The 23,547-nt window shown below is 54.6% G+C and carries 19 protein-coding genes and 1 pseudogene; 10 read left to right on the forward strand and 10 right to left on the reverse strand.

What is annotated here, in order from left to right; genetic code table 11:
• The first annotated feature begins 37 nt into the window (after nucleotides 1-37).
• The 6 genes from KQP88_RS13685 (at nucleotide 38) to KQP88_RS13710 (ending at nucleotide 4,323) form a co-directional block, all read left to right on the forward strand.
• Complete coding sequence (locus KQP88_RS13685; RefSeq protein ID WP_198727739.1) at nucleotides 38-790, forward strand: SDR family oxidoreductase; 753 nt, start codon at nucleotides 38-40, stop codon at nucleotides 788-790.
• Between the two features lie 106 nt (nucleotides 791-896).
• Nucleotides 897-1,598, forward strand: a complete 702-nt coding sequence (locus tag KQP88_RS13690) for an amino acid ABC transporter permease (protein WP_198727738.1) — start codon at nucleotides 897-899, stop codon at nucleotides 1,596-1,598.
• Nucleotides 1,599-1,604: 6 nt separating this feature from the next.
• The gene (locus tag KQP88_RS13695; protein ID WP_200992030.1) at nucleotides 1,605-2,348 is read left to right on the forward strand and encodes an amino acid ABC transporter permease; all 744 of its coding nucleotides are present in this window, start codon (nucleotides 1,605-1,607) and stop codon (nucleotides 2,346-2,348) included.
• A gap of 22 nt (nucleotides 2,349-2,370) precedes the next feature.
• Complete coding sequence (locus KQP88_RS13700; protein ID WP_198727776.1) at nucleotides 2,371-3,099, forward strand: amino acid ABC transporter ATP-binding protein; 729 nt, start codon at nucleotides 2,371-2,373, stop codon at nucleotides 3,097-3,099.
• 55 nt (nucleotides 3,100-3,154) lie between these two features.
• Nucleotides 3,155-3,988, forward strand: coding sequence for an ABC transporter substrate-binding protein (locus tag KQP88_RS13705; RefSeq protein ID WP_216703352.1), 834 nt, complete (start codon nucleotides 3,155-3,157; stop codon nucleotides 3,986-3,988).
• Between the two features lie 146 nt (nucleotides 3,989-4,134).
• The gene (locus tag KQP88_RS13710) at nucleotides 4,135-4,323 is read left to right on the forward strand and encodes a hypothetical protein (protein ID WP_198727735.1); all 189 of its coding nucleotides are present in this window, start codon (nucleotides 4,135-4,137) and stop codon (nucleotides 4,321-4,323) included.
• 96 nt (nucleotides 4,324-4,419) lie between these two features.
• Here KQP88_RS13710 and katG read toward each other — a convergent pair whose 3' ends face one another.
• From katG to KQP88_RS13725, 3 genes are all read right to left on the reverse strand, one after another.
• Nucleotides 4,420-6,681 (reverse strand): catalase/peroxidase HPI, encoded by a 2,262-nt coding sequence (gene katG, locus KQP88_RS13715; RefSeq protein ID WP_216703353.1) that lies wholly within the window; start codon nucleotides 6,679-6,681, stop codon nucleotides 4,420-4,422.
• Between the two features lie 314 nt (nucleotides 6,682-6,995).
• Nucleotides 6,996-9,419, reverse strand: a complete 2,424-nt coding sequence (locus tag KQP88_RS13720) for a glucose/quinate/shikimate family membrane-bound PQQ-dependent dehydrogenase (protein ID WP_216703354.1) — start codon at nucleotides 9,417-9,419, stop codon at nucleotides 6,996-6,998.
• A 425-nt stretch (nucleotides 9,420-9,844) separates the two neighbouring features.
• Entirely contained in the window at nucleotides 9,845-10,027 is a 183-nt protein-coding gene (locus KQP88_RS13725; protein ID WP_216703355.1) for a hypothetical protein, read from the reverse strand.
• A gap of 262 nt (nucleotides 10,028-10,289) precedes the next feature.
• On the opposite strand from KQP88_RS13725, the gene KQP88_RS13730 reads away from it, so the two are divergent.
• Nucleotides 10,290-10,694 carry a MarR family winged helix-turn-helix transcriptional regulator gene (locus KQP88_RS13730; protein WP_200992017.1) on the forward strand — a complete coding sequence of 135 codons (405 nt, stop codon included), beginning with the start codon at nucleotides 10,290-10,292 and terminating at the stop codon, nucleotides 10,692-10,694.
• Between the two features lie 9 nt (nucleotides 10,695-10,703).
• Nucleotides 10,704-11,837, forward strand: coding sequence for an HPP family protein (locus KQP88_RS13735; RefSeq protein ID WP_216703356.1), 1,134 nt, complete (start codon nucleotides 10,704-10,706; stop codon nucleotides 11,835-11,837).
• 51 nt (nucleotides 11,838-11,888) lie between these two features.
• Here the strand turns inward: KQP88_RS13735 and KQP88_RS25610 are convergent, their stop codons facing one another.
• From KQP88_RS25610 to KQP88_RS13765, 7 genes and pseudogenes are all read right to left on the reverse strand, one after another.
• Nucleotides 11,889-12,398 carry a methyl-accepting chemotaxis protein gene (locus KQP88_RS25610; protein WP_236249837.1) on the reverse strand — a complete coding sequence of 170 codons (510 nt, stop codon included), beginning with the start codon at nucleotides 12,396-12,398 and terminating at the stop codon, nucleotides 11,889-11,891.
• Between the two features lie 30 nt (nucleotides 12,399-12,428).
• Nucleotides 12,429-13,268, reverse strand: a pseudogene (locus tag KQP88_RS25615) (PAS domain-containing protein); the annotation flags it as partial.
• Between the two features lie 120 nt (nucleotides 13,269-13,388).
• The gene (locus tag KQP88_RS13745; protein ID WP_200992015.1) at nucleotides 13,389-13,649 is read right to left on the reverse strand and encodes a DUF1652 domain-containing protein; all 261 of its coding nucleotides are present in this window, start codon (nucleotides 13,647-13,649) and stop codon (nucleotides 13,389-13,391) included.
• A gap of 202 nt (nucleotides 13,650-13,851) precedes the next feature.
• A complete protein-coding gene (locus KQP88_RS13750) occupies nucleotides 13,852-14,094 on the reverse strand; it encodes a hypothetical protein (protein WP_216703358.1) in 243 nt (80 codons plus the stop codon).
• A gap of 662 nt (nucleotides 14,095-14,756) precedes the next feature.
• Entirely contained in the window at nucleotides 14,757-16,085 is a 1,329-nt protein-coding gene (gene qatC / locus KQP88_RS13755; protein WP_318297762.1) for a Qat anti-phage system QueC-like protein QatC, read from the reverse strand.
• Nucleotides 16,064-16,819 carry a hypothetical protein gene (locus KQP88_RS13760; RefSeq protein ID WP_253950488.1) on the reverse strand — a complete coding sequence of 252 codons (756 nt, stop codon included), beginning with the start codon at nucleotides 16,817-16,819 and terminating at the stop codon, nucleotides 16,064-16,066. The genes qatC and KQP88_RS13760 overlap by 22 nt, the downstream gene beginning before the upstream one ends.
• A gap of 1 nt (nucleotide 16,820) precedes the next feature.
• A complete protein-coding gene (locus KQP88_RS13765; protein ID WP_216703359.1) occupies nucleotides 16,821-18,623 on the reverse strand; it encodes a KAP family P-loop NTPase fold protein in 1,803 nt (600 codons plus the stop codon).
• Between the two features lie 241 nt (nucleotides 18,624-18,864).
• Here KQP88_RS13765 and KQP88_RS13770 point away from each other — a divergent pair, with 241 nt between their 5' ends.
• Nucleotides 18,865-20,181: a hypothetical protein gene (locus KQP88_RS13770; protein WP_216703360.1), complete on the forward strand. Its 1,317-nt coding sequence runs from the start codon at nucleotides 18,865-18,867 to the stop codon at nucleotides 20,179-20,181.
• A gap of 170 nt (nucleotides 20,182-20,351) precedes the next feature.
• Nucleotides 20,352-23,369: an RNA-directed DNA polymerase gene (locus tag KQP88_RS13775; protein WP_216703361.1), complete on the forward strand. Its 3,018-nt coding sequence runs from the start codon at nucleotides 20,352-20,354 to the stop codon at nucleotides 23,367-23,369.
• Nucleotides 23,370-23,547: the final 178 nt, after the last annotated feature.

Here is a 23,547-nt window from a genome sequence, read left to right on the forward strand (position 1 = left end):
ATGCATGAGCGACACACAGCATTCAGAGGTAAACGCAATGCCATTTTCAGATTACAAAACCGCGCTGGTCACTGGCGCATCGTCCGGCATCGGTGCCGCAGTGGTCGAGCGCCTGTGCCAGGAAGGTATCGAAGTTCACGCCCTGGCCCGCAGCGCCGACAAGCTGGCCGATCTGTCCGCACGCACCGGTTGTATCGCCCACGCCATCGATGTCACCGACCTGGCCGGGCTGACGGCACTGTTCGGGCAATATGACTTCGACATTCTGGTCAACAACGCAGGCGTCGATCGTCCGGGCTCGATCCTCAAGGCTGACGCCGAGGGCATCGACTTCCTGATCGACGTCAACCTGCGCGCCGTGCTGCATCTGGCACGCCTGGCCTTGCCGGGCATGGTCGAGCGCGACAGTGGCCATATCATCAACATCAGCTCCATTGCCGCCGCCTATAACTTCGGCGGCAACTCGACTTACCACGCCACCAAGGCAGCGGTCAGCATGCTTTCTCGCCAATTGCGCATCGACGCCTTCGGCAAGCGTGTGCGGGTAACCGAGATCTGCCCGGGCCGGGTCGCCACCGATATTTTCGCCCACGTGCATGGCGACTCCGAAGAAACCTACAAGCGCTTCGTCGAAGGTTTCGAGCTGCCCGTCGCAGCCGATATCGCCAATGCCATCGCCTTCGCGATTGCGGCACCGGTCTCCATGAACATCGGCCACATGGAAATCACCCCGACCCTGCAAGTGCCCGGCGGCCTGTCCACTGCACGCCCGCAGGACTATCAGGGCTGAAAGCCTTGGCACCGAGAACAGAACGGATCAATCCGTCACACGCTCCCTGGCCGGGCCCCACGCCCGGCATTTTTTCTGCCCCTACCCATGCTGATAGGGATTGACCATGAAGCAAGACTTCGATTTAGCCCCGATCCTGCACGGCGAATACGCCGAGCTGATCCTCAAGGGCATCGAAATGACGCTGCAACTGGCGTTGTTCGCCTGGTGCCTGGCCATGATCCTCGCCCTTGTGCTGGTGACCGTGCGCCTGACCGGCAACACCTACGCCAATCGCCTGGTAGCAGCCTACGTTTCCTACCACCGCAATGTGCCGACACTGGTGCAATTGATGCTCTGGTATTTCGGCATCCCGACCCTGCTTTCAAGCTCCACGCAAATCTGGCTGGCGGGTTACAACACCGAATACCTGTTCTCGATCATTGCCCTTGGACTCTGCCAGGCCGCGTATTTCAGTGAAGACATCCGCAGCGGCCTGCGGGCCATTCCTGCAGGACAAACCGAAGCTTCGCGAGCACTGGGCATGGGCTATGTGCGCTCGATGCGTTACGTGATCCTGCCTCAAGGCGTGCGCAACAGCCTGCCGTCGCTGATCAACCATACGGTGCTGCTGTTCAAGAACACCAGCCTGGCCATGGCCATCGGCGTCATGGAGCTGACTTACGCAACGCGGGAAGTCGAGAACTACACCTTCCGGACCTTTGAAGCCTTTCTGGTGGCATCAGTGGTGTACCTGGCCTTTTCGCTGCTGCTGATGGCCCTCGGTGCCCTGCTGGCCAAGCGATTCAACAAAGCTCTGGCGAGGTAAGCGACCATGTTCGATATCTTCACGATTCTGCAGCAGAACTGGACGCTGTTCCTGATCGGCCAATACCCCCACGGCCCGCTGGGCGGTCTGGCAAGCACCCTGATCCTTGCAGTTCTGGCGCTTCTGTTCGCTTTTCCTCTGGGCCTGTTGCTGGCACTGGCCAGGACCTCGCCCTGGAAAGCACTGCGCTGGTTTTCGACCGTCTGGGTCTATGTGCTGCGCGGTATTCCATTGCTGATGGTGATCTTCTGGACCTACTTTCTGGTGCCGTTGATCATCGGTCACAACATCACCGGCTTTACCACCATGCTCTGCACCCTGGTCATCTACCAGAGTGCCTACCTGTGCGAAATCATTCGCGGCAGCATCCAGGCCTTGCCGAGCGGTCAGTACGAAGCCTCCCGAGCCCTGGGCATGGGCTACATGCGCACCACGGTCTGGGTGATCCTGCCTCAGGCGCTTTACAACGCATTGCCCAGCCTGCTCAGCCAGTTCATTTCCATCATCAAGGAAACCTCCCTGGGTTATGTCATCAACGTTCAGGAAGTGACCTTTGCCGCCAACCAGGTGAACAACCAGTTACTGACCAAGCCCTTCCAGGTGTTCTTCATTCTGGCGGTCATTTACTACCTGCTGTGCTTTGGCCTGACCCGACTGGCCGACTGGCTGGAGCGCCGCATCGCCCGCAAGCGCCAGGGCACCACCGCTGCTGCCGTTACCGACAGCCCTTTGCCTACCCCTATCCATTAAAGAGGGCTGACTCATGCGTCCAATGATCATGTTTTCCAACGTCAACAAGTGGTACGGCGAGTACCAGGCCCTGACCAATCTCACGGCCCAGGTGAATACCGGCGAAGTCGTGGTGCTGTGCGGCCCTTCCGGCTCGGGCAAGTCGACGCTGATCCGCACCGTCAACCGTCTGGAAGATATTCAGGAAGGCCAGATCCTGTTCGACGGACAGGATGTGAACGGCACCGATGCCAACGTGAACCGACTGCGCAGCCGGGTGGGCTTCGTATTTCAGAGCTTCAACCTGTTTCCACACCTTTCCGTGCTGGACAACATCATCCTGTCGCCGACCAAGACCCTCGGGCTCAAGGGCTCGGCGGCAAAACAGCGAGCGATGCAACTGCTGGAGCGTGTCGGGCTGGCCCACAAGGCCGGTGCCTACCCCGCTCAACTGTCCGGCGGCCAACAACAGCGCGTAGCGATTGCCCGTGCCCTGGCCATGGAGCCACCGGTCATGCTGTTCGATGAACCCACCAGCGCCCTTGACCCGGAAATGGTCGGCGAAGTGCTGAGCGTGATGAAAGGCCTGGCCAAGGACGGCATGACCATGATGTGCGTGACCCACGAAATGAACTTCGCCCGTGAAGTGGCCGACACCATCTGGTTCATGGATGCCGGACAGATTCTGGAGAAAAGCGACCCGGAAAGCTTTTTCAGCCAACCCCAACACCCGCGCGCGCAGCGTTTCATCGCTGACTTGCGCGCCCATTGACTTGCAAGAACTGCCGCTGACCCGACTACCGATTCTTAATCTTCTGGAGCTCCCCATGCGTATCAAGCATCTGTTCGCCGCTGTAGCGTTGAGTCCTTTGGCAGCCACCCTGGCCCATGCCGATCAATTGAGCGACATCATGGCCAGACAATCCATGAGCTGCGGCGTGTATGCCGACGTTCCCCCCTTCTCGGCGCCGGACCCGAAAACCCGTGAGCTGGTGGGCATGGACGTGGACCTGTGTACCGCGCTGGCGAAGAAGCTTGGCGTTAAGCTGGAACTCAAGCCGATGTCGGTGGAAGCACGGGTTCCGGAAGTGAAGATGGGCCGCGTCGATGTGCTGTTCGCCAACCTGGCCTACACCCAGACCCGCGCCGATCAGATCCAGTTCAGCGACCCCTACTACATCGCCAAGGAAACCCTGGTAGTGCATGCAGCCAATGCCGACAAGGACAAGGCTTTCTTCAAGGGCAAGCGCATCAGCTCCACCAAAGGCTCCACCTCCGAGCAATCGATCCGTATCGCTGGCGCGGTTCCGGTAACCTTCCAGGACACCGGTTCGGCCTACATGGCCTTGCAGCAGAACAAGGTGCTGGGCCTGGTCACCAACACCATGACGGCCATCAAACTGGTCAACCAGGCCAAGGCCTCGGGCGTGGAACTGGCCATCGTCAAAGAACCCATGGCACTGGAGCCGATTGGTGCCGGCATGCGCAAAGGCGAACCGGCCTTCCTGGCCAAGGTCAACGAAGCCCTCAAGGCCATGGACGACGCAGGCGAGATCGACGCCATCTGGGACCGCTGGATCGGCCCGAACACTGAGTACAAGATGGTTCGTGAAGACAAGGTTCAAAGCCTGAGCAGCCTGAAGTTCGATCCACTGCCTTGATCGACTCATGACCCAGCTCAACACATGAGCCCCAAACGCCCTGCTTCTGCAGGGCGTTTCCTTTTTCGGGTTCAGTTATGAAAGCAGAGCCTGTAGCATCCCGTGGCGCGCATGTATCCAGAACAGTGCAAGACCCGAGGAAAGAGATGGCTCATTCACTTCAATATCAGGTGTCAGACTCCATTCGAGGCATCGAAAACGAAGTCGGCCGGCTGCTGGATCTGGTGCCCATGCTCAAGGAGGCCGGCAATGATGAACTGGCCGCGAAAGTCGGAATGCAGGCGCATAAGCTGCTTGAAGTGGCGGTGGCGTTGAGGATGGCGTTGGCGGATTGAAAGCGGGATTTTTACGGGGCAAAACGCAGTAATGATGACCTGTAACAGCACTGAAGCGGCTCACACCGCTTCAGGCTGACGTTCACACGACCGGATTCAGACGTCGAAGCGGTCCAGGTTCATGACTTTGGTCCAGGCGGCAACGAAGTCGCTGACAAACTTCTCCTGGGCATCAGCACTTGCATAGACTTCGGAGATTGCACGCAGTTGGGCGTGGGAGCCGAAGACCAGATCGACGCGGGTACCGGTCCATTTCACCTGACCGGTCTTGCGGTCACGTCCCTGGAAGGTGTCGTTGGCACCCGAAGCTGCATTCCACGCCGTCCCCATATCGAGCAGGTTGACGAAGAAGTCATTGGTCAACGCCTCTGGCTGCTTGGTAAACACACCATGCTGGCTATTGTCGGCATTGATGTTCAGGACCCGCAGGCCTGCCAGCAGCACGGTCATTTCCGGAGCGGTCAGGGTCAGCAGTTGCGCCTTGTCCACCAGCAGTGCTTCGGCCGATACCTTGTAGTTGCCCTTGAGGTAATTGCGGAAACCATCGGCAATAGGCTCCAGGAAACCGAAGGATTCGACGTCAGTCTGCTCCTGGGAAGCGTCGGTGCGGCCCGGTGTGAACGGAACCTTGACGCTCTGCCCGGCATTGCTGGCTGCTTTTTCGATGCCTGCGCTGCCTGCCAGTACGATCAGGTCGGCCAGGGAAATCTTCTTGCCGCCCGCCTGCGCACTGTTGAATTCGGCCTGAATCCCTTCAAGGGTTTTCAGCACTTTCGCCAGTTGCTCGGGCTGGTTGACCGGCCAGTCTTTCTGCGGAGCCAGACGGATACGCGCACCGTTGGCGCCACCGCGCTTGTCGGAACCCCGGAAGGTCGAAGCCGATGCCCAGGCAGTGGACACCAGTTGCGAAACCGACAAGCCTGAAGCCAGGATTTTGCTCTTGAGGGCAGCAACGTCGCTGTCGTCCACCAGAGCATGGTCGAGAGCTGGAAGCGGATCCTGCCAGAGCAGTTCTTCGGTAGGGTTTTCCGGCCCGAGATAACGCGCCAGCGGGCCCATGTCACGGTGGGTCAGCTTGAACCAGGCACGGGCAAAGGCGTCGGCCAGTTGGTCCGGGTTGGCGAGGAAGCGTCGGGAAATCGGCTCGTAGATCGGGTCGAAGCGCAGCGCCAGATCGGAGGTCAGCATGCTCGGGGCATGGCGTTTGGAAGGGTCGTGGGCATCCGGCACAGTACCCGCGCCGCCGTTGTTCTTCGGCGTCCACTGATGAGCGCCTGCCGGACTTTTGGTCAGTTCCCAGTCGAAGCGGAACATGTTTTCCAGATATTCGTTGCTCCACTTCGTTGGCGTGGACGTCCAGGTCACTTCCAGGCCGCTGGTGATGGTGTCAGCGCCCTTGCCGGTACCAAAGCTGTTTTTCCAGCCAAAGCCCTGCTCTTCCAGGCCTGCGGCTTCAGGTTCAGCGCCCACGTGGCTTGCAGGGCCTGCACCGTGAGTCTTGCCGAAGGCGTGACCGCCCGCGATCAGGGCAACGGTTTCTTCGTCGTTCATGGCCATGCGGCCGAAGGTTTCGCGAATGTCCTTGGCGGACTCGATCGGGTCCGGGTTGCCTTCGGGACCTTCCGGGTTTACGTAGATCAGGCCCATCTGCACGGCGGCCAGCGGGTTTTCCAGGTTACGGCCTTCGCTGTCGGTGCGCTTCTCTTCGCTGCCATGCAGCTCAGGCTCGGCAACCAGAACGCCCTCGCCCGGTGGCTGAGCCTCCTTGCCATAGCGACTGTCGCCACCCAGCCAGGTCTTTTCGGAACCCCAGTACACGTCTTCTTCAGGCTCCCACACGTCCGGACGACCGCCGGAGAAACCGAAGGTCTTGAAGCCCATGGACTCCAACGCCACGTTGCCGGTGAGGATGATCAGGTCGGCCCAGGAAATCTTGCGTCCGTATTTTTGCTTGATCGGCCAGATCAGGCGCCGGGCCTTGTCCAGGCTGACGTTGTCCGGCCAGCTGTTGAGTGGTGCGAAGCGCTGCTGACCCGCACCGGCACCGCCACGGCCATCGGCGGTGCGGTAAGTCCCGGCGCTGTGCCAGGCCATGCGCACGAACAGCGGCCCGTAATGACCGAAGTCGGCCGGCCACCAGTCCTGAGAATCGGTCATCAGGGCGTGCAGGTCTTTTTTCACGGCCTCGAGGTCGAGACTCTTGAACGCTTCAGCGTAATCGAATGCCTCGCCCAGTGGATCGGACAAGGATGAATGCTGATGCAGGATTTTCAGATTGAGTTGCTCAGGCCACCAGTCTCGGTTCGTTGTACCACCACCGGCAGCGTGGTTGAACGGACATTTTGATTCGGTTGACATGTACTGCTACCTCTTGGTCTGCATCCTGCTATCCGACCGGGCCTCAAGCCCGGATCGCGACAGATGATGTCTATGGCATATACAGAGCCCGCGGTGTCTCTGGGCTCCGTTCTCACGGCAGTGCTGCTGGCCAATCATCAAGTGCCTTGCATCAGGACTTGCGTCGGCATCGATCAGCCTAGACGAGTCCAGGGTGTAGAGCTAGAGGGATCAATCAGGCAGGCAACAAAAAACCCGCTGCCAGCCAGAGGGGCGACAGCGGGTTTCGGGTGCTGCGGTGCTGCGGTGTTGCGGTGTTGCGTTGCTTACTAGAGTTACTTGCTGTCAGGCAGCGCGTAAGCGATCACGTAATCACCACGATCAGGCGACTGACGCGCACCACCGGCAGTGATGACGATGTACTGTTTGCCGGTCTTGGGCGAAACATACGTCATCGGGCCGCCCTGGCTGCCTACGGGCAGACGCGCTTTCCAGGCTTCTTCGCCGTTGGCGGAGTTGAAAGCACGCAGGTAGTAATCCTGAGTACCGGCGATGAACACCAGACCGCCCTGGGTAGACAGTGTCCCGCCCAGCGTCGGCATGCCGATCGGCAATGGCAGGTGCATCTTGATGCCCATGGGACCGGTGTCTTCAACCGTACCCACCGGCACTTGCCAGGCGACCTTCTGAGTTTTCATATCGATGGCAGTCAGGGTGCCGAAAGGCGGTGCCTGACAAGGAATACCGGCTACCGACAGGAAGCGGTTCTTGTTCACGGCGTACGGCGTGCCTTTGAGCGGTACTGCACCCATGCCGGTGTTCAGCGCTTCACCGCCAGACGAGGCCTTGGCATCTTTTTCCTGCGGCACCATCTGGATCCACAGTCCCAGACGCATGTCGTTGACGAAGATGAAGCCATGCACCGGATCGGTAGAAATGCTGCCCCAGTTCATGCCACCCAGAGAACCCGGAAAACTCAGCGAGACGTCGGTGCCCGGCGCGGTGTACAGGCCTTCGTAACGCATTTTCCTGAACGAGATACGGCACAGCATCTGGTCGAACGGCGTTGCACCCCACATGTCCGACTCTGTCAGGTGTGGTGCGCCGATCTGCGGCATGCCCACCGACAGAGGCTCGGTTTTCGAGTAAGGCTCGTTGGGGATGTTGGACGGTTTGACCGGAATCTCGTCAACCTGAGTCAGCGGCTGGCCAGTGGCACGATCCAGCACGAAAATCTGTCCGGCCTTGGTACCGATCACCACCGCTGGAACCTTGCTGCCATCGGCCTTGGTGAAATCGATGAGGCTTGGCTGCATGGGCAGGTCAAAGTCCCACAGATCGTTGTGAACGGTCTGGTAGACCCACTTCTCTTCGCCTGTGGTCGCGTTCAATGCCAGTACCGAAGCGCCGTACTTGTGATCCAGCGCGGTACGCTCCACACCATAGATGTCGGTGGACGAACTGCCCATGGGCAAGAACACGGTATTCATGGCCGGGTCGTAAGACATCGGCGCCCAGCTGTTGGGCGTACTGCGCACGTAAGTGCTGTCCGCAGCCGGTGCGTTCCGGTCCTGAGGATTGCCCGGATCGAAGGCCCAGCGCATTTCGCCGGTGACCACGTCAAAACCACGGATCACACCACCCGGCATGTCGGCCTGAACGTTGTCCGCAACACGACCACCGACCACCACAGTGGTCCCGGCCATGAGCGGCGCGGAAGACAGCTGGTAGTAAGAATCCGGAACCTTGCCCAGGCCGGCTTTCAGATCGACCTGCCCGTTATTGCCAAAACCCTGGCAAAACTCGCCGGTATCGGCATCAACGGCAATCAGGCGCGCGTCGATGGTGTTGGTCAGCAGACGACGCTGGCAATTGGCACCCGTGGGTACGGAAACAGCCTTGGCAGGCGTGCTGCCGTCGGTTGGCTGGGCAACGGCGGCTGTGGCATCAAAGTAAGCCAGGCCACGGCAACGCTGCCAGACCGCAGATTGAGCGTTGATCTCGTTCTTCCACAGTTTTTTGCCGGTGTCGGCATCCAGCGCGATGATGTTGTTGTGCGGGGTGCAGATAAACACCTTGTCGCCAATCTGCAACGGAGTGGTCTGGTCTTCGGCACCGTTGCCGTTGCTGATTGCGATGTCGCCAGTGTTGTAGGTCCAGGCCGGCACCAGCTTCGAGACGTTGCTGCGATTGATCTGGTCCAGAGCTGCGAAACGGCTGCCACCTTCATCATTACCGTAGTGCTGCCAGTCTTTCTGAGCCTTTGCCGGGTCGACACTGGTCAGGCCCGGGCCGTTGCCAGTCGGGGAAACCGAGGCATGCGGCATGAACATTCCCGCACCCGCCGCAACAATGGCGATGAGCAGAGCGCCCGCCAAGGCATAGCAGGCACCGCCGACCTTCAGGCCATTCGCCCTGCACAGCGCCGGATAGATCAGCGCCACCAGCAGGCTCAGGATGCCCAACGCGAACAACCGCGAAATCAGCGGCCAGAAATTCAACCCGGCATCGGCCAGTGCCCAGAGCACCGTAAGCACCATCACCGCTGTGAACAGCCAGGCACCCGCAAGGCGTTGTCTGAAAAGCAGAACGCTCGATGCAATCAGTCCAAGACCGGCCAGCAGGAAGTACCAACTGCCACCCAGCGTGACGAGATAGCCGCCTCCTGCGGCGAAAAGCAATCCAAATACCAGTACACCCAGCGCGACAACCCGAATGGGCCAGCGACTGAAGGATGCAGAAGGTTGAGACTTAGTCATGTTGCATGATCCTGCTGATGCATGAACGCTTGAGAAAAACGGGGCTTTTCCGGCAGCTCAGAGGCAAAGCCCACGGTAGGATTTTCCGGCTCTGAACATCGGGTTCGATGCCTGCGAAAAATTATTAACTAAACGGTTACTTTTTTAACGATACCAAAAAAGCCGCTGCCTGCGTCAGATTGTCACTCGCAGAAAATGAGAATGACTCTTACGGATCTGGCAATAATCCATCTATCAGAGGAAGCAAAGAAGTACCGACGAGCATCTACGAGTCGTGTAATGCGTGACGGACTGGCCGTGAGACCGAATGGTGCGCGTGGGGGCTCTCTCGGGATAAACGAGTTCATTCGCGAATAACGGCATTGAAGGCGATCCATTCTCTTCTGGATGTACCGGCCTCTCGCGAATGAATTCGCTACCGGGGACTATCTGAGGGGCGGTTCTTCATCTTCGTCTATCGGTGGATTGACCGGCAGATCAGGATCGTCGCTCTCATCATTATTGAGATCATCAACGGCTGGATCGGCATCGAACCCGGTTTCGCTGTCCGTCGGCCTGGTAGCAGGGCTCTGCGAAACATTACCCGGTGCATTCTCGTCAATTTCCATGACCATTCTCCGCGTGAGGCGCAGGATGTCTGCGCTTTGTAGTGAGAAAGGCTGTGGCGCCGGGAGTGCAAGGGAAGCGATGAGTGGCGGATGCTCACTCCAGATAGACGACTGCCAGTTGACACACCTCGTCGATTCTCATCAAGACGAACTCAGCCGCGACGCCTGAACATGGGCAAATCGACATTATCCAAAATCGCCAAAATACATCACGCCATGATATAAAAGCCGCCCTTCCCTCAACCGAAGCGACGCTATCTCCATGGCTGATACCCTCCACAAGCAGGACTTTGAAACCCTGTCCGAATTCCGCTATCAGCTACGGCGCTTTCTGCGCTTTTCCGAAGAGGCCGTTCAGGCCTGCGGCGTTACCTCCCAGCAGTACCTTCTGATGCTGCACACTCAAGGTTTCAGCGACCGCAACTGGGCCACCGTGGGTGAGCTGGCGGAGCGTTTGCAGATCGTGCCTCATGGTGCGGCAGCGCTGGTGAAACGTTGCGAGGCTCTGGGGCTGGTGCAGACTCAACGCAATGTCGAAGACCGGCGCGAAGTACAAGTCAGTCTCACCGACAAGGGCAGTGAGGTGCTGGCGCAGCTGGCTTTTCTGCATCGGGAAGAACTCAAGTCGGCTGGCAAGCGTTTCCGCGTGCCTTTCGAGCAGGAGTGAAGCCTGAGCATGCCCTCCTCTTTTAAAGCACGCCTGCGCTCGCTATGGCCTGCGCCCCACGCAATCGACACCCGAGAAAAGTTACGCGCCAGCAGCGGCGCGGCCCTGGGAATTCTATTGGTCGCCAGCGTGGCAGCGCTCGGGCTGCACGGCGCACTCGCCATGGAGCACAGCCTTCTGGGCATGGCCATCGTCGCGCCCATCGGGGCCAGTGCGGTGCTGGTGTTTGCCGTGCCATCAAGCCCGTTGGCGCAACCCTGGTCAGTGGTGGCCGGCAACACGGTTTCGGCGCTGGTGGGCATTGCCTGCGCCAAATGGATTCCCGATGCCACATTGGCTGCCGCGCTGGCGGTCAGTCTGGCGATTGCCGCGATGCTGGCGACCCGCAGCCTGCATCCGCCAGGAGGCGCAGCGGCGCTGTTGATGGTGATTGCCGGTTGCGATCAGTTTGTGTATGCACTGAGTCCCGTGATGCTCGACTCGCTGTTGCTGGTGACGGCGGGCGTGATCTACAACAATCTGACTCGTCGTCCCTGGCCCCATGTTCAGCAGGTAAAAAGCCACTCGCCTGCCAGCCGTTTCAGTGACGCGGATCTGGAGGCCGCCCTCGCCCATTACAACCAGGTGCTGGATGTCAGCCGCGACGACCTTCACGAACTGCTGGAGCGAGCAGAAGCCTCGGCCTACCAGCGCAAAATGGGCGAGATCCGCTGCGCAGACGTGATGAGCACCACGCCGATAGTCGCCCGCCAGGAAATGCCCCTGCGTGAGGCCTGGGCCTTGATGCGTCGACACAAGATCAAGGCGCTACCGGTGATCGACCGGCAACGACACCTGATGGGCATCGTGACAGTGGCCGACTTCATGAAACAGATCGATATGGATGCCCACGAAGGCGTGGGCTGGCATCTGCGGGCACTGCTGCGCCAAGTCAGCAACAAACAACCGGCGAGCATTGTCGGCGAGATCATGACCCGTAAGGTGCGTGTCGCCAGTGCCGAGCGCCTGCTGACCGATCTGGTGCCGGTGTTTTCGGAAAATGGCCATCGGCATGTTCCGATCATCGACGCCCAGCGGCATCTGGTGGGCATCATCACCCAGTCGGATTTGATCAAGGCGCTGTATAAGGCTGTGCGGGTCTAGAGCGCTTTCAAAAAACGTCCTAAACCCGCACTCAGCGATCAGGCCGAACGTCTAGTTCGAGTTCTGAGTAACGAAGCTGCTGACCGCACGCACCACGGAGTTCGCACCTTGCTGAATCTCCTGGATCACACGGTCTGCATCATTGGCCAGGGTCAGCGCCTCAGTAGCCTGCTCCGTACTGCGTTCGATCACGCCAACGGCACCCGAAGCAAGGCTCTGGTTTTCCTTGACCACGCTCACGATATCTTCCGTAGCCTTGGTGGTACGGGAAGCCAGTTGTCGAACCTCGTCAGCCACCACGGCAAAACCTCTGCCCTGCTCACCGGCCCGGGCCGCTTCGATTGCAGCGTTGAGAGCGAGCAGGTTCGTCTGTTCGGCAATACTGCTGATGGTCTTTACGATTGTCCCGATCACCTGACTCTGGGAATCAAGCGCCTCGATGCCTTGAGTCGCCTCTTGCATCGACCGGGTCAGACGATCCAGGACCTCCACCGTGCTCTTGATCACTGCACGCCCCTGCTGGGCAGTAGAGTCAGTCTGGACAGAGGTTTGATACGCCATATTCGATGCTTCGGACACCGCCTTCTCGCGCTCGACCTGATCGGTGATGACGGTTGCGAACTTGGCAATCTTGTACAGCTTGCCATTCGCATCGGTGATGGGGTTATAGGAAGCCTCAAGCCACACATCACGACCGAACTTATCGATACGCAGGAAACGATTGACGATGAACTCACCTCTGCGCAGCCTTTCCCAGAAACTTTTATAAGCCTCTGAGCCGGACTCTTCGGGCGTACAGAAGATGCTGTGGTGCTTGCCTTTGATCTGGGCAAGCTCATAGCCCATGGCCTTGAGGAAGTTGTCATTCGCGGTGGTCACAATTCCATCGAGCGTAAAATCGATGACAGCCGTCGAACGCTGCAAGGCATTGACCAACGCCTCATTCTCTCGCGAAGCTTCGATGGTGCGCGTCAGTACGCTCGAGTACAGAATGATTTGTTCGATACCACCGGTTTCATTCCTGAATGGCACGACAATCGTTCGCAGCCAGACCTTGGTGCCCTGCTTGTGATTCAACCGCAGCGTCCCGCTAAAGTGCTTCCCTTCCCGAATAGCACCCAGAGCCCGCTTCTGGTGAACATCACCACTCAGCTCCGACGGACTCAATTCCTCAAGACGACGCCCGACCACCTCGCTGGGCGAATAACCAAGCTCGGCTTCAAACAGAGCATTGATGGATTTCACGTTCCCTCGACCATCCAGTACTGCAGCTACAGTCTCTAAATCCAGAACCTGACTGGCCTGCTCCAGCATGGCCAGTCGAAGTTCCAGTGCCTTGTTGGCTTGTTTCAAATGGGAGTTGAACATGATGGGTATCCGAGGAAGGTTGCATATTGCATCGGATATAAAACGGGAATCTTTAATGCTCATGAAGAAGAAAGCACGACATCACGAGCACTCAAGCCAGGCGTTGTGAGAGAGAAATACCTGACCTGAAATGATGTGACTCTCCGAAAGCCCGCCAGATGATGCGGGCTTTTCGTATTCGTCCTATCCCTGGCGTTTGATCTCGTCCTTGTCAACCGCCTTGGCGCGCCTGGCTTCATCCTTGATTTCACCGACCAAAGCCGCAATTGCACGCCCACCACTGAGCTTGGCAGTCGGAATCCCGGTCATTGTCAGCTCCGGAATATGGGTTTCCGGGTTCCTCAGTTCGATGGACATCAAGCCGTCCGGGCTGATGGTGCATTTACAAATCGTAGGCCTGAAGGCCACTTCCATAACATGACGCAGTTCAAGATGAGAAAGCATTGGACCATCCCTGTAAACACTACATAGCGGATTGACACTAGAGTCTAGCCCAAGGTCGCAGATGTGGTTTTTGTCTGACGGAGCATGTGTAAATTTTTATGTCGATATTGCACACCCGCAACAGAACAGCATGGAGTGATGGGTATAAGACCGGACCATTTCATTTCCTGAAAGGACCTTTGGGTGAAGCAGCTCATGCTGCTTACTCAGCATCGATAAGGCTGTCAGTCTTCGGCTCGTCATCGTCTTCGCGGTCAACCTGAGCTTCATCGTCAGAGTCTGGATTACCCGGAGGCGGATTCCAGTCCTCGGGACGGTCAACACTGCCCTGCTTTGGCTCGGACGGGGCTTGATCAAGACCGGAGCCATGACCTTCGCCGGTGTCGGTCGTCTTTTCAGCCGGGCCTGGGTAAGCGCTCTCAGGCCCGTTGTTTTCGATTCCCATGGTTACTCTCCTTTCTCGGCGCAGGGTTTCTGCGTGTGTATAGGGTGAGAGAGGTAGAGAGGACGGGAGTGCAGAGTGGGTAGACGAGTGGTTGACCGGAACAGGCTTACGGACTTCAAACCTGTTGTGAAAATCAGTGACTCTTCTGAAGCGAGGCTGCATTGGTCGCTGCATTCGGGTGGAATGCTGACACGACGGAAGACGGCAAGAGATTGTTTTGGCACAACCAGTCTTCCAAGGGAGCTAATTGGCACTGCAAACGAGGTATAGGTAGACCCCTAGTGAAAATCTTGAAAGAGGAAACTGGAAGAATCCCCGCAAAAGTTACGCACATGAAAAAGCCCAACCTTCACAGATTGGGCTAAGTCATTGAAAAATATGGTCGGGACGGAGTGATTCGAACACTCAATCCCTAGCACCCGATCTCCTTTTTCATACTTCTGGAAGGACTCCAAAATTTCTCCCTGGATTTTCCTAAGCTAGTATTTACTTGAGCTCCAACGGTGTTCAGTTCTACAAGAGTCCAGGAACGTCCATCAAGAGCCGACGTTTTTGTGGGGGTAAAAGTAGAAGGATCGTATATCAGCAGGGTTCACAGAACATGGCATGATGGTGATCATGCCCTGATCTCTTTGCGAGGTAGTAATGCAACTCTTCGCTGCTCAAATTAGCCCAAGGCTGTCCAGGTAAGCACTCACCTCTCCCATTCCTCGCTCCGCTACACCCAGTAGGTCATCTCGGTCTTTACGATTCAGCGGCAGCGGACCCGCGTTAGACACCCATTTAGAGATGCTGGTTTTGGGTAAACGCCTGGATGACAGAACCATCGCCATAAGGTCGTCCCGTGCTTTTTCATCGTTGAAAACGGCCTGCAGGTTTTGGCCCTTTGGATTGTAACTCGTGCCATCTATCATACCTGCGGCGTGAAATGAAGCTCGTCTGATAATGCACGGAACGCATTTGCCACACTGCTGATGCGTTCTCTTCCATTTCCCACAGGAGACAGTATCGGTGGCAAGAGCGCTGAGCGAGATTTGATCGGAACAGCCAAGAAGCATTTCCCCTTTTGTCTTTAGCGCATACGGGTTTTTGACAACGACTGGCAAACCAACGGTGTCCAGAATCTGCTGGAACAACCCAAGAAAATGAGGATGAGTCGTTCGGGTGCTCAGCGCCCCTATGCGTCTTGGCGTCATCGGTGGATTGAGAGCGATGAGACCGTTCTCTGGAACGAATAACTCCACCGGTGTACTGGCCACTCTCAATTGCGCCAAAGTAGCAGCGACTAACGTGCCATAAGCAAGGAAGTTGAAGCTGCGTGTACGCATCTGCACATCGAGCGTGGTACCAAGCAATGAGGTGGGGTTCGCCACGGCAGCAAATCTCGAGACTTTTACGGGGAGCTGGCTGCTCACAAGGATTTGCTTCTCCGAATCCCCTCTGTAGGAATGACTGATCAGAATTGGCCGTCGCCCTTTACCCAATAGATCAAGCGCACCAATGCCACTGTCCATGCCTCCGGAGAACAAGCTCACACAATCATGGCCAGCAAGCACGGTGATGTGGCCACGATTTTGCGATTTTGATTGTCTAGGGCCGTCAGGTAGCAACTCAATCGTCCAGATGTCACCACTTAAAAAATGAAGCGCTTTTTGAAGCAAAGGAACAGCTGCATACCAAAGATCCGGATCGGCTAATGGAATGAGCAAGCGAAGCTGTCTTGCCCACCCATCGTCTGCCTCGGCTTTATCGACAAACGTGTCTGCCGCCGTAACTGCCATCGCAATAGTGAGCAAATCGAAGCCCACGCGACTCACGGGCGCACCTAGACGTCGAACAGCGGTACGAACAGGCCCACCGATTGAACAGGTACCCTTCGCCAGTGGTCGACTTCCGTACATCAGGACGGGTATGACATTCGGAGAGCGTGGTGGAAGTTGGTCAAATTCGTGATGAAAAATTAGGTCAGTCACTGTTCGTAGCTCTCCCACTCGACCCAAACTTCTTTAATCGCACTGAGCTGGATTTTTTCGATTTGGGCACTCGTGAAGGACTTCAAGTTACCCGTTAAAAGGGGGCGCATGTGCTTGTCCGTTACCGCTTCCACCAAAGAAAACAAATCCCTTTCCGCCTGCTCCACCTGCCCAGGAGAGGATGCTTTAGCGAAGGCCTCATTGGAGTCCAGCACTATCTGCCCAAAAATACATTTCGTGACGTACACGAGCATCATTTGGACAAGCATTTCATCATTTATCTTCGTGAAGTCGAATTCATCATAGCCTTCCAGGCAATCCGATAGTGCTTCATTCATCGCTACGCGAACCCGGTCTGAATCGCCATCTTCTGGAACGAGAGCTTGGACGATTATGTCAATCGCAACGTCCGTATCTTTCCCGTTAAGGGACGCTAGATCGAGCCCGCTTGGTGACTGGCCGTCACTCAGCGCTGCCATTGCACCAAACAGTGCGCCGCCAGCACCAGCCATCGAGCCAAATCGAATGGGGCCGACACTGCTACCACCTGTAGAGCCACTGGCATAGCTTCGTACAGCAGAGCGAAGGTAGTCGCCGTCTCCGCTGGAGACGAATTTACCCAAGGATTTACGGAAATCTTTGAACCGCTGCGGAGGAGTTTCTGGAATCGCACCTTGGCCCGTTGTGTCTATCCATTCAGGAACAAACGGAGAATTACCACCGGGCCCTTTACTCGAAGTCGACGTTCCCATGTCATTGCTTCTCTTTAGGCTTAAACCAGCTGACGCTTTTCACCCTGGTACTGAGCCAGGGCTTAATTTTTCCTGGCATGACCGTATGGATGAAATCGGATAACGAAGAGCCTGCATCGGATGAGCGCTCGGCCAACATAAATGCGCCATCAAAACCAGGCGCTCTGGTAGTCCAATCCACGTGGGACCGCATTGACTGAATAAGCTGTGCCATAACAGCACCATGCTCGCCAGTTGGTATTGTGAGAATGGCAGCGATGGCAGATGGGGAGGATGTGTTGGACGCTCTCTTGAGAACCACAAGCGCTTCTGTCGCAGCGGCCGATAAGCCCGCTCTCAGTACACGTAATGGCGTGGTCTCACGACTCAAATAGACAATCGGACGGAGATCAGTGTTTGAGAGTGAAGGCTCAAGCGTCAGCCACTCTCTGATAAATTCAACTTTTACGTTCCACGGTTCAGGGCAAGCTAGTTTGAACTTATCTGGATCCTCCAGCAGGTTTTCGAGGGTCGCCAGGATTTCCGGTTTCCCCCCCGCAGCTGCGTTGATCACCGAATACATGTGAGCAACCGACTTGTCTTCCATGCACCGTTCAAACAGAGCGAGTTTGGCAATCAAAGCCTCATCCACCGGCATGTCTCTTTGCTTGGCAACACGAGAGCGCATACGAACTACGTTCAACATCCGCTTAACGATTCGTGGATTTCCAAGGATCAGCGTTGAGTTCGCGAGCATAGAGGCCATGCGATCAGCAATCGCAAAACCTTGGGCGATCTGATCTGGAACACCTGCACCAAGAAGACCTAATGCGGCCTCGGTGACGATAGGCTCTTCCTTCCAGGCTTTACGCAGATTCTCCTCAAGCCCGGCTCGTAGCTTTTCGATTTTATCCGCTGGAATCACTGCGCCGGCGGACGCGAACAACATGAACAAATAGGCTCTCACTTCTTGTACCCCGAGCCTAGGAACACGTACTGGCACCTGGATGAGCTTGTCCAAATAGTCAGTTACGTGTCGGTCATCTGGGTCTTTGAAATGCTCGCTCACCGAATGTCTGACCATGTCTTCATCGGCAGCGACGACAAATGCCGTTTGCCCCATGAACAAAAACAAGCGAAGGGCTTCGAGGGTTTGGATGGTCTGCTTTGGAAGGCACCGATCGAGGTTGTCTACAAATACGACCAGCGTTTTATCCAACGCAGTGAGAACGTCGGCAAATTCTGACCTAAAGGCGGCGATTTCCTTCGGTGGAGTCCGCTGCTTTTCCTCATCCAACAAACCAGTAAGGTGGCCTTTAGCCTTGCCACCAGCTTCCTTTAGCGTCGATAGCGTTTCTTCATCCGCCTCGCCCGAGAATAGATCGTCTAGGGCCTGCACACCTTTCATGCCAAATCCAAAAGCTGGTATCCCCATGGCCATTGCGCCACCTTCGACCAGAAGACCAAGTGCACGCATTTTATTTACACGGCCCATCAGTTTCTTGGCTTTGGGGATAACCGCTGGTTTTCCTTCTGATGCTTCAATCAATGTCGATGCGATGATTTCCATCAAGGCTGCTCGGGAATCGTCAAATCCCTGATAAAGCCATGCATCAAAACGCACCACAACGTATTTACTTGGGGCCTCACCGGGGTTGAGGCCTTCCTCAATTAAATTCAGCAGAGTTGATTTTCCAGTGCCCCAAGAACCAAATACACCGACCGTCACAGGCCTCATGTTCGGGTCGCGAATTACGTCGACGACCAGATCAGCGACCTCTGAGTAATTCAGAAAATCTTGTTTTGTATCGACGTCAGCCCACATTTGAGCCTCCCTGCTTCACATTATTTGCGCACCTGACGGCTTTAAACGACCCGTATCCAAAGCCGCAGGCCGTACTGGATCAGTATTGAACGATCCGTATCATTATCGAAAAATAGCACCCGTGCCACTATTTTGGCACTTCATTTTCTGATGCAATGCTCTGCATTCGGTGTAACCCCACAGCTCAAGGGCTGACCAGGTCGGTACGCGATATATTTAATAGACATTCCGAGCTAAGCTGATGACGTTATTTGAGTTTCTATCTCCTTATGTGAGGTTCTTCCACGGTGCGGCGTATAACCTGCATCAAACGTTGGATGGGTTAGGCATTTCCTCTTCCGGGTTCATCGAACAAGCGGCGGATGGTGGGCTAGTGGGCGGCTTCGCACCCGGTGAAGCAGTTGTACCCGTATTAGTCGCCATTATGTTTCTAGCACTTTGTTCTTTACCATTGGTACTTTTGGCTGGATACATTCTCGGCAGAGCAAAAGGCATAATGATAATAGGGCTTCTATTATTATTGCCAGGACTGCTAAACACACTTGGTTTTCTTCCAGCTTTTAGCCTCACCCCATCCAGATATTCTGTGGGTGGCACAGGTAGTTTGGGAAGCGCCTTTGGATTTGCATCTATAATCTTATATGCCGTACTAATCGGATGGTCCGCAACTATAATTATATACGACGCATTCAAATTGAATGACCGCTTCCGCCACTATTACGATCATATTTGGTTTCTTATGGCTATTTTGGCAGGAGTATTTTTCGTTGCTGATAGTGGTGCCTCCGAGGACGCTCAGGAGCTGACAGACGCTAGCGCCGCGACGAGAAATGCGAGCTTGTATTTACTAGCGCAAGTACGCGAGTACGATAATTACTGCCAACAGAACGGACTCTCAGAATCTGTATCCTGCCGCTGGGCTTCACGTGTACAGCAACAGCTTAACGAATACGCTAGTGATCACCATAAGATCTATAAAGAATTCGGCCCCCACGTTAGTCGCACTCTTTACGCTCCAAGCTGGTCTCAAATAACGGATAAAGAAATAATTAAAATCAGACAGGAGATAAATGACTACAATAACCAAAGATGCCCAACTACGAAACTTGGCGTTGGCTCTTACCAACTCTCCCCAGCATCCGGCATCTGTCAAACCGTACCGGCTTCTTATTGCACCGCCTTTCCCGATCCGCCTGAAAACCTCGTCGACAAATATATCATTGGGAGAACTGTAGCTTTAGCATCTGAATGCATAGTACCAACCTTGGTTAGGCTCAGGTATGAACAAGAAAAAACGATTACAGTAGTATCTCAAAATCAACGCTCCAAACATTATCGCTGGCTATTTTTCATAGTGTTTTCAATCATTGTAGGCGGAAAAATAGCAAACTCCACTACTCGTGTAATCGATATTGATCGAAGGGCTCCCGAAGAGCAACAAAGAATTCGAGAACTGGTTTATAAGGTGTTGAAAAAAACCGGTAGCATGTCGGGATTGGTGGCTAGATTTTTAATCTGGAGTTACCGGTTTCTCAAAAACCAGCACAAGACTTCTTGAAGCACGGGATTACCTACCCGATCGAGCGCTGCGATGCTGCAACGTGTAGCCGGATAGCAGCGGCTCAATGGTATAGCGCCCCCCTGCCCCTGATCGGTACATTCAAGGAATGTTAAAATGAATATAAAAAAAATCGAAGTACCACCTTACGTTTCCCTAGCAGGTGACAGATGAGTTTCGTTCTTGAGGATTTAGGATTAGCTTATCGAAAGGCTAAGGTGGATTTATTCTATTCGTCCAGTCCCGACTTATTGGCAATAGCAGCCTACGAGGAACACCTTTCCGAAAATCTCAGTGCGCTTTTGATTCTGCTCAATGGAAGCAACCTAAAGTGGGTTGAACAGAAGGCGTTTATCGGTGGGTGGACCTTTGCCACTAAGTCTGTTACTTGGGCAGACCGCAAGGAATTTCGCGAAAAAAATGGTACCGGCCTAATTTTTTCCTCTCCAGAAGAAGATTGGGACCGCACTTGCGAGTTACTTTCGGAAACTGAGGAATATTCAAAGCCTAATGCGGAATTCCGCTTGATGGCTCAATGCAGCATAGACTTTCATGTATTATCTGCTTTATGGTTGCTTAAAGTAGGGCATCAGTATGATGCGAAGCTTTCCAAATGCGCCTACGGAAATCGATTGCGCCGCACACAAGATGGAAAAAATATAAACCCGCTATCACTAGGTTCATTTGTTCCTTATTTAACACCTTTTCGAAACTGGCGTGACAACGGCATTTCCTCAATGCGTGCTGCCTTGGATGATGGAAAAAAAGTCGTCGCACTCACGGCTGATGTCAGTTCTTTTTACCACGAACTTAAACCTAGGTTCATGCTGGAGTCGTCCTTTCTCCATGATGTGCTCTCACTTGAGCTGACAGAAACCGAGAAAAAACTAAATCATTTATTCATCAAAGCTCTAGAAGCATGGGCAGCGACAACTCCGCTGAAGAAAGGTCTGCCGGTTGGATTACCAGCGTCTGCTGTAGTCGCCAACATGGCTTTGATAGAGCTGGACCGCGTGATCGAACAGCAAGTCATTCCATTGTACTATGGACGATACGTTGATGATATTTTGCTCGTCATGGAAAATGGCGCCCACTTCCGGTCAACGGATGAACTTTGGGATTGGTTATTCGAACGCTCTGACGAAAAACTTGCTTGGGATGGTAAGGGAGAGAGTAAAAGAATAATTTTTCAGCCTAGCTATTTCAAATCGGGAAAAAACAAAAGTCAGATATGTTTTGCCAATGCAAAGAATAAAGTCTTTATGTTGAATGGCGATACGGGCAAAACGTTCATAGACGCTATTGCTCATCAGATTCACGAACGCGCAAGCGAATGGCGTGCAATGCCACGCTTACCTCGTTGGGCCGAACACGTTGGAACCGATCTTTTAGCAGCAACTCAAAGCGACGGAGAGACGGCTGATAACTTGCGAAAAACGGATGCGTTAACAATGCGTCGCGCGGGTTTTGCCATCAAGTTACGTGATTTTGAAGCGTATGAACGTGACTTACCTCCTGAAGCTTGGAAAGCGCACCGGCATGCATTTTTTCGCGCATTTACCCAGCACGTACTAGTGCTGCCACAATTTTTTGAGTTATCGATTTATCTACCTCGCGTGATACAGCTGGCAACCGCATGTGAGGATTTTCGGGAGCTACGAAAAATCATTACAGCGCTTGACAAATTGCGTACGAATATCAGGCGAAACTGCTCAGTGAGCGTGAAGGCGTGGCCTAACGAAGGACCGGTCGATGACGAGAACGTTCTTGCGCTGTGGGAAGGACACTCACTAAAAACCGTACTTGAAAGTATTATGTCCGCATTTCCGCCTTTTCTCTCCAAGAATGGCAAGCGGGAATGGAAAGAACATATGGCCGACTATCGACCAAGCGATCTAGGAGTAAAATGGCCTTGGTCCACCAAAGCCTTCCAGCGAGCCCAAGCTAGACTCTTTTCTTTTGATTTGGCCCACATGCCATTCCGCTTTATTGGCTTGCCAGAAGAAATGGTCGCGCAGCGGGGTATTCCTGATCGTCGATCAGGTGCAATTCACGATGAATCGGCTCAAATGCTTCCCCACAGGGTATTACGCGGAGCAACATTCCTCGCAGAATGGAGCAATCTCGAAGGCTTACCCCGGGGCCTTCTTTTCGCCACACGACCTTTCAACCTCCCCGAGCTTTTCGTACTCAGCAAAAATGTCTACTCCAAGGATCATGAGGAGGAAATACGCGCAGTTGTTCTAGCTCTAAGAGGTTTCACGCTAAACGACAAAATGCCGTTTATGGATCGACGAGGAGTTCTACAAATTCCCGATGATACACCCCCATCAGATTACCGCATTGCCGTATCCAGCTGGCAGACTCGACTGGAAAGTTGGACAGCATCGGTAGCGCAGCAGCCTGACCCTGACATTCAAAAAAGGTACGCTAGGCTGAATCACTTGCTAGACGGCGTGATTTCAAACCCTGAGAAGAGTCGTTATCTAATCCTGCCTGAATTGGCGCTTCCAGCCCTATGGTTCATTCGCATCGCGCGAAAGTTACACGGTCGTGGTATCTCTTTGATTTCTGGGGTCGAATACCTTCATGCCAAACATGCGAAGGTTCACAACCAGGTTTGGGTAGCTCTTTCTCACGACGGGCTGGGGTTCCCCTCAACGATGATCTACCGACAGGACAAGCAACGACCCGCATTGCATGAAGAACAGGAACTGCGTCGAATAGCGGGCGTGGAATTAAAGCCAGAAAAACCTTGGAAAAAGCCACCAATTATTCAACATGGAGAGTTCCGCTTCGCTTTATTGGTATGCAGCGAACTCACAAATATCGGCTATCGAAGTGCGCTTAGAGGAAAGGTAGATGCGCTGTTTGTTCCTGAGTGGAATCAGGACACAGAGACATTTAATGCGTTAGTAGAATCTGCCGCGTTAGACATTCATGCTTATGTTATCCAGTGCAACGACCGGCAATACGGTGATAGTCGTATCCGCGCACCTTACAAGGATAGCTGGAAACGAGATGTTCTTAAGGTCAAAGGTGGAATCACAGATTATTGTGTCATTGGAGAAATCGACATTCAGGCATTACGGCGATTTCAGAGCAGCCACCGCTCACCTGCAGGTCCATTTAAACCAGTTCCAGACGGCTTTAAAATTTATAAGACTCGCAAAGTCTTACCGAAGTGATCATCATAAATTACCAGTTATGAATGGTCTGCTACTCGCAGGAGTTCCAAAAGTAAAAGGCCGCTAACGAAGCGGCCTTTTTTTCTACAAGGCTCAGCTGTTAGACAAGGTTTCGCAAAGCTTCAGTCCCTTTTCCGTCACCACAGCCCCCGAAAATTTATAGCCATCTTCTTTATCG

It is taken from the genome of Pseudomonas lijiangensis, assembly GCF_018968705.1.
GTDB classification, from domain to species: domain Bacteria; phylum Pseudomonadota; class Gammaproteobacteria; order Pseudomonadales; family Pseudomonadaceae; genus Aquipseudomonas; species Aquipseudomonas lijiangensis.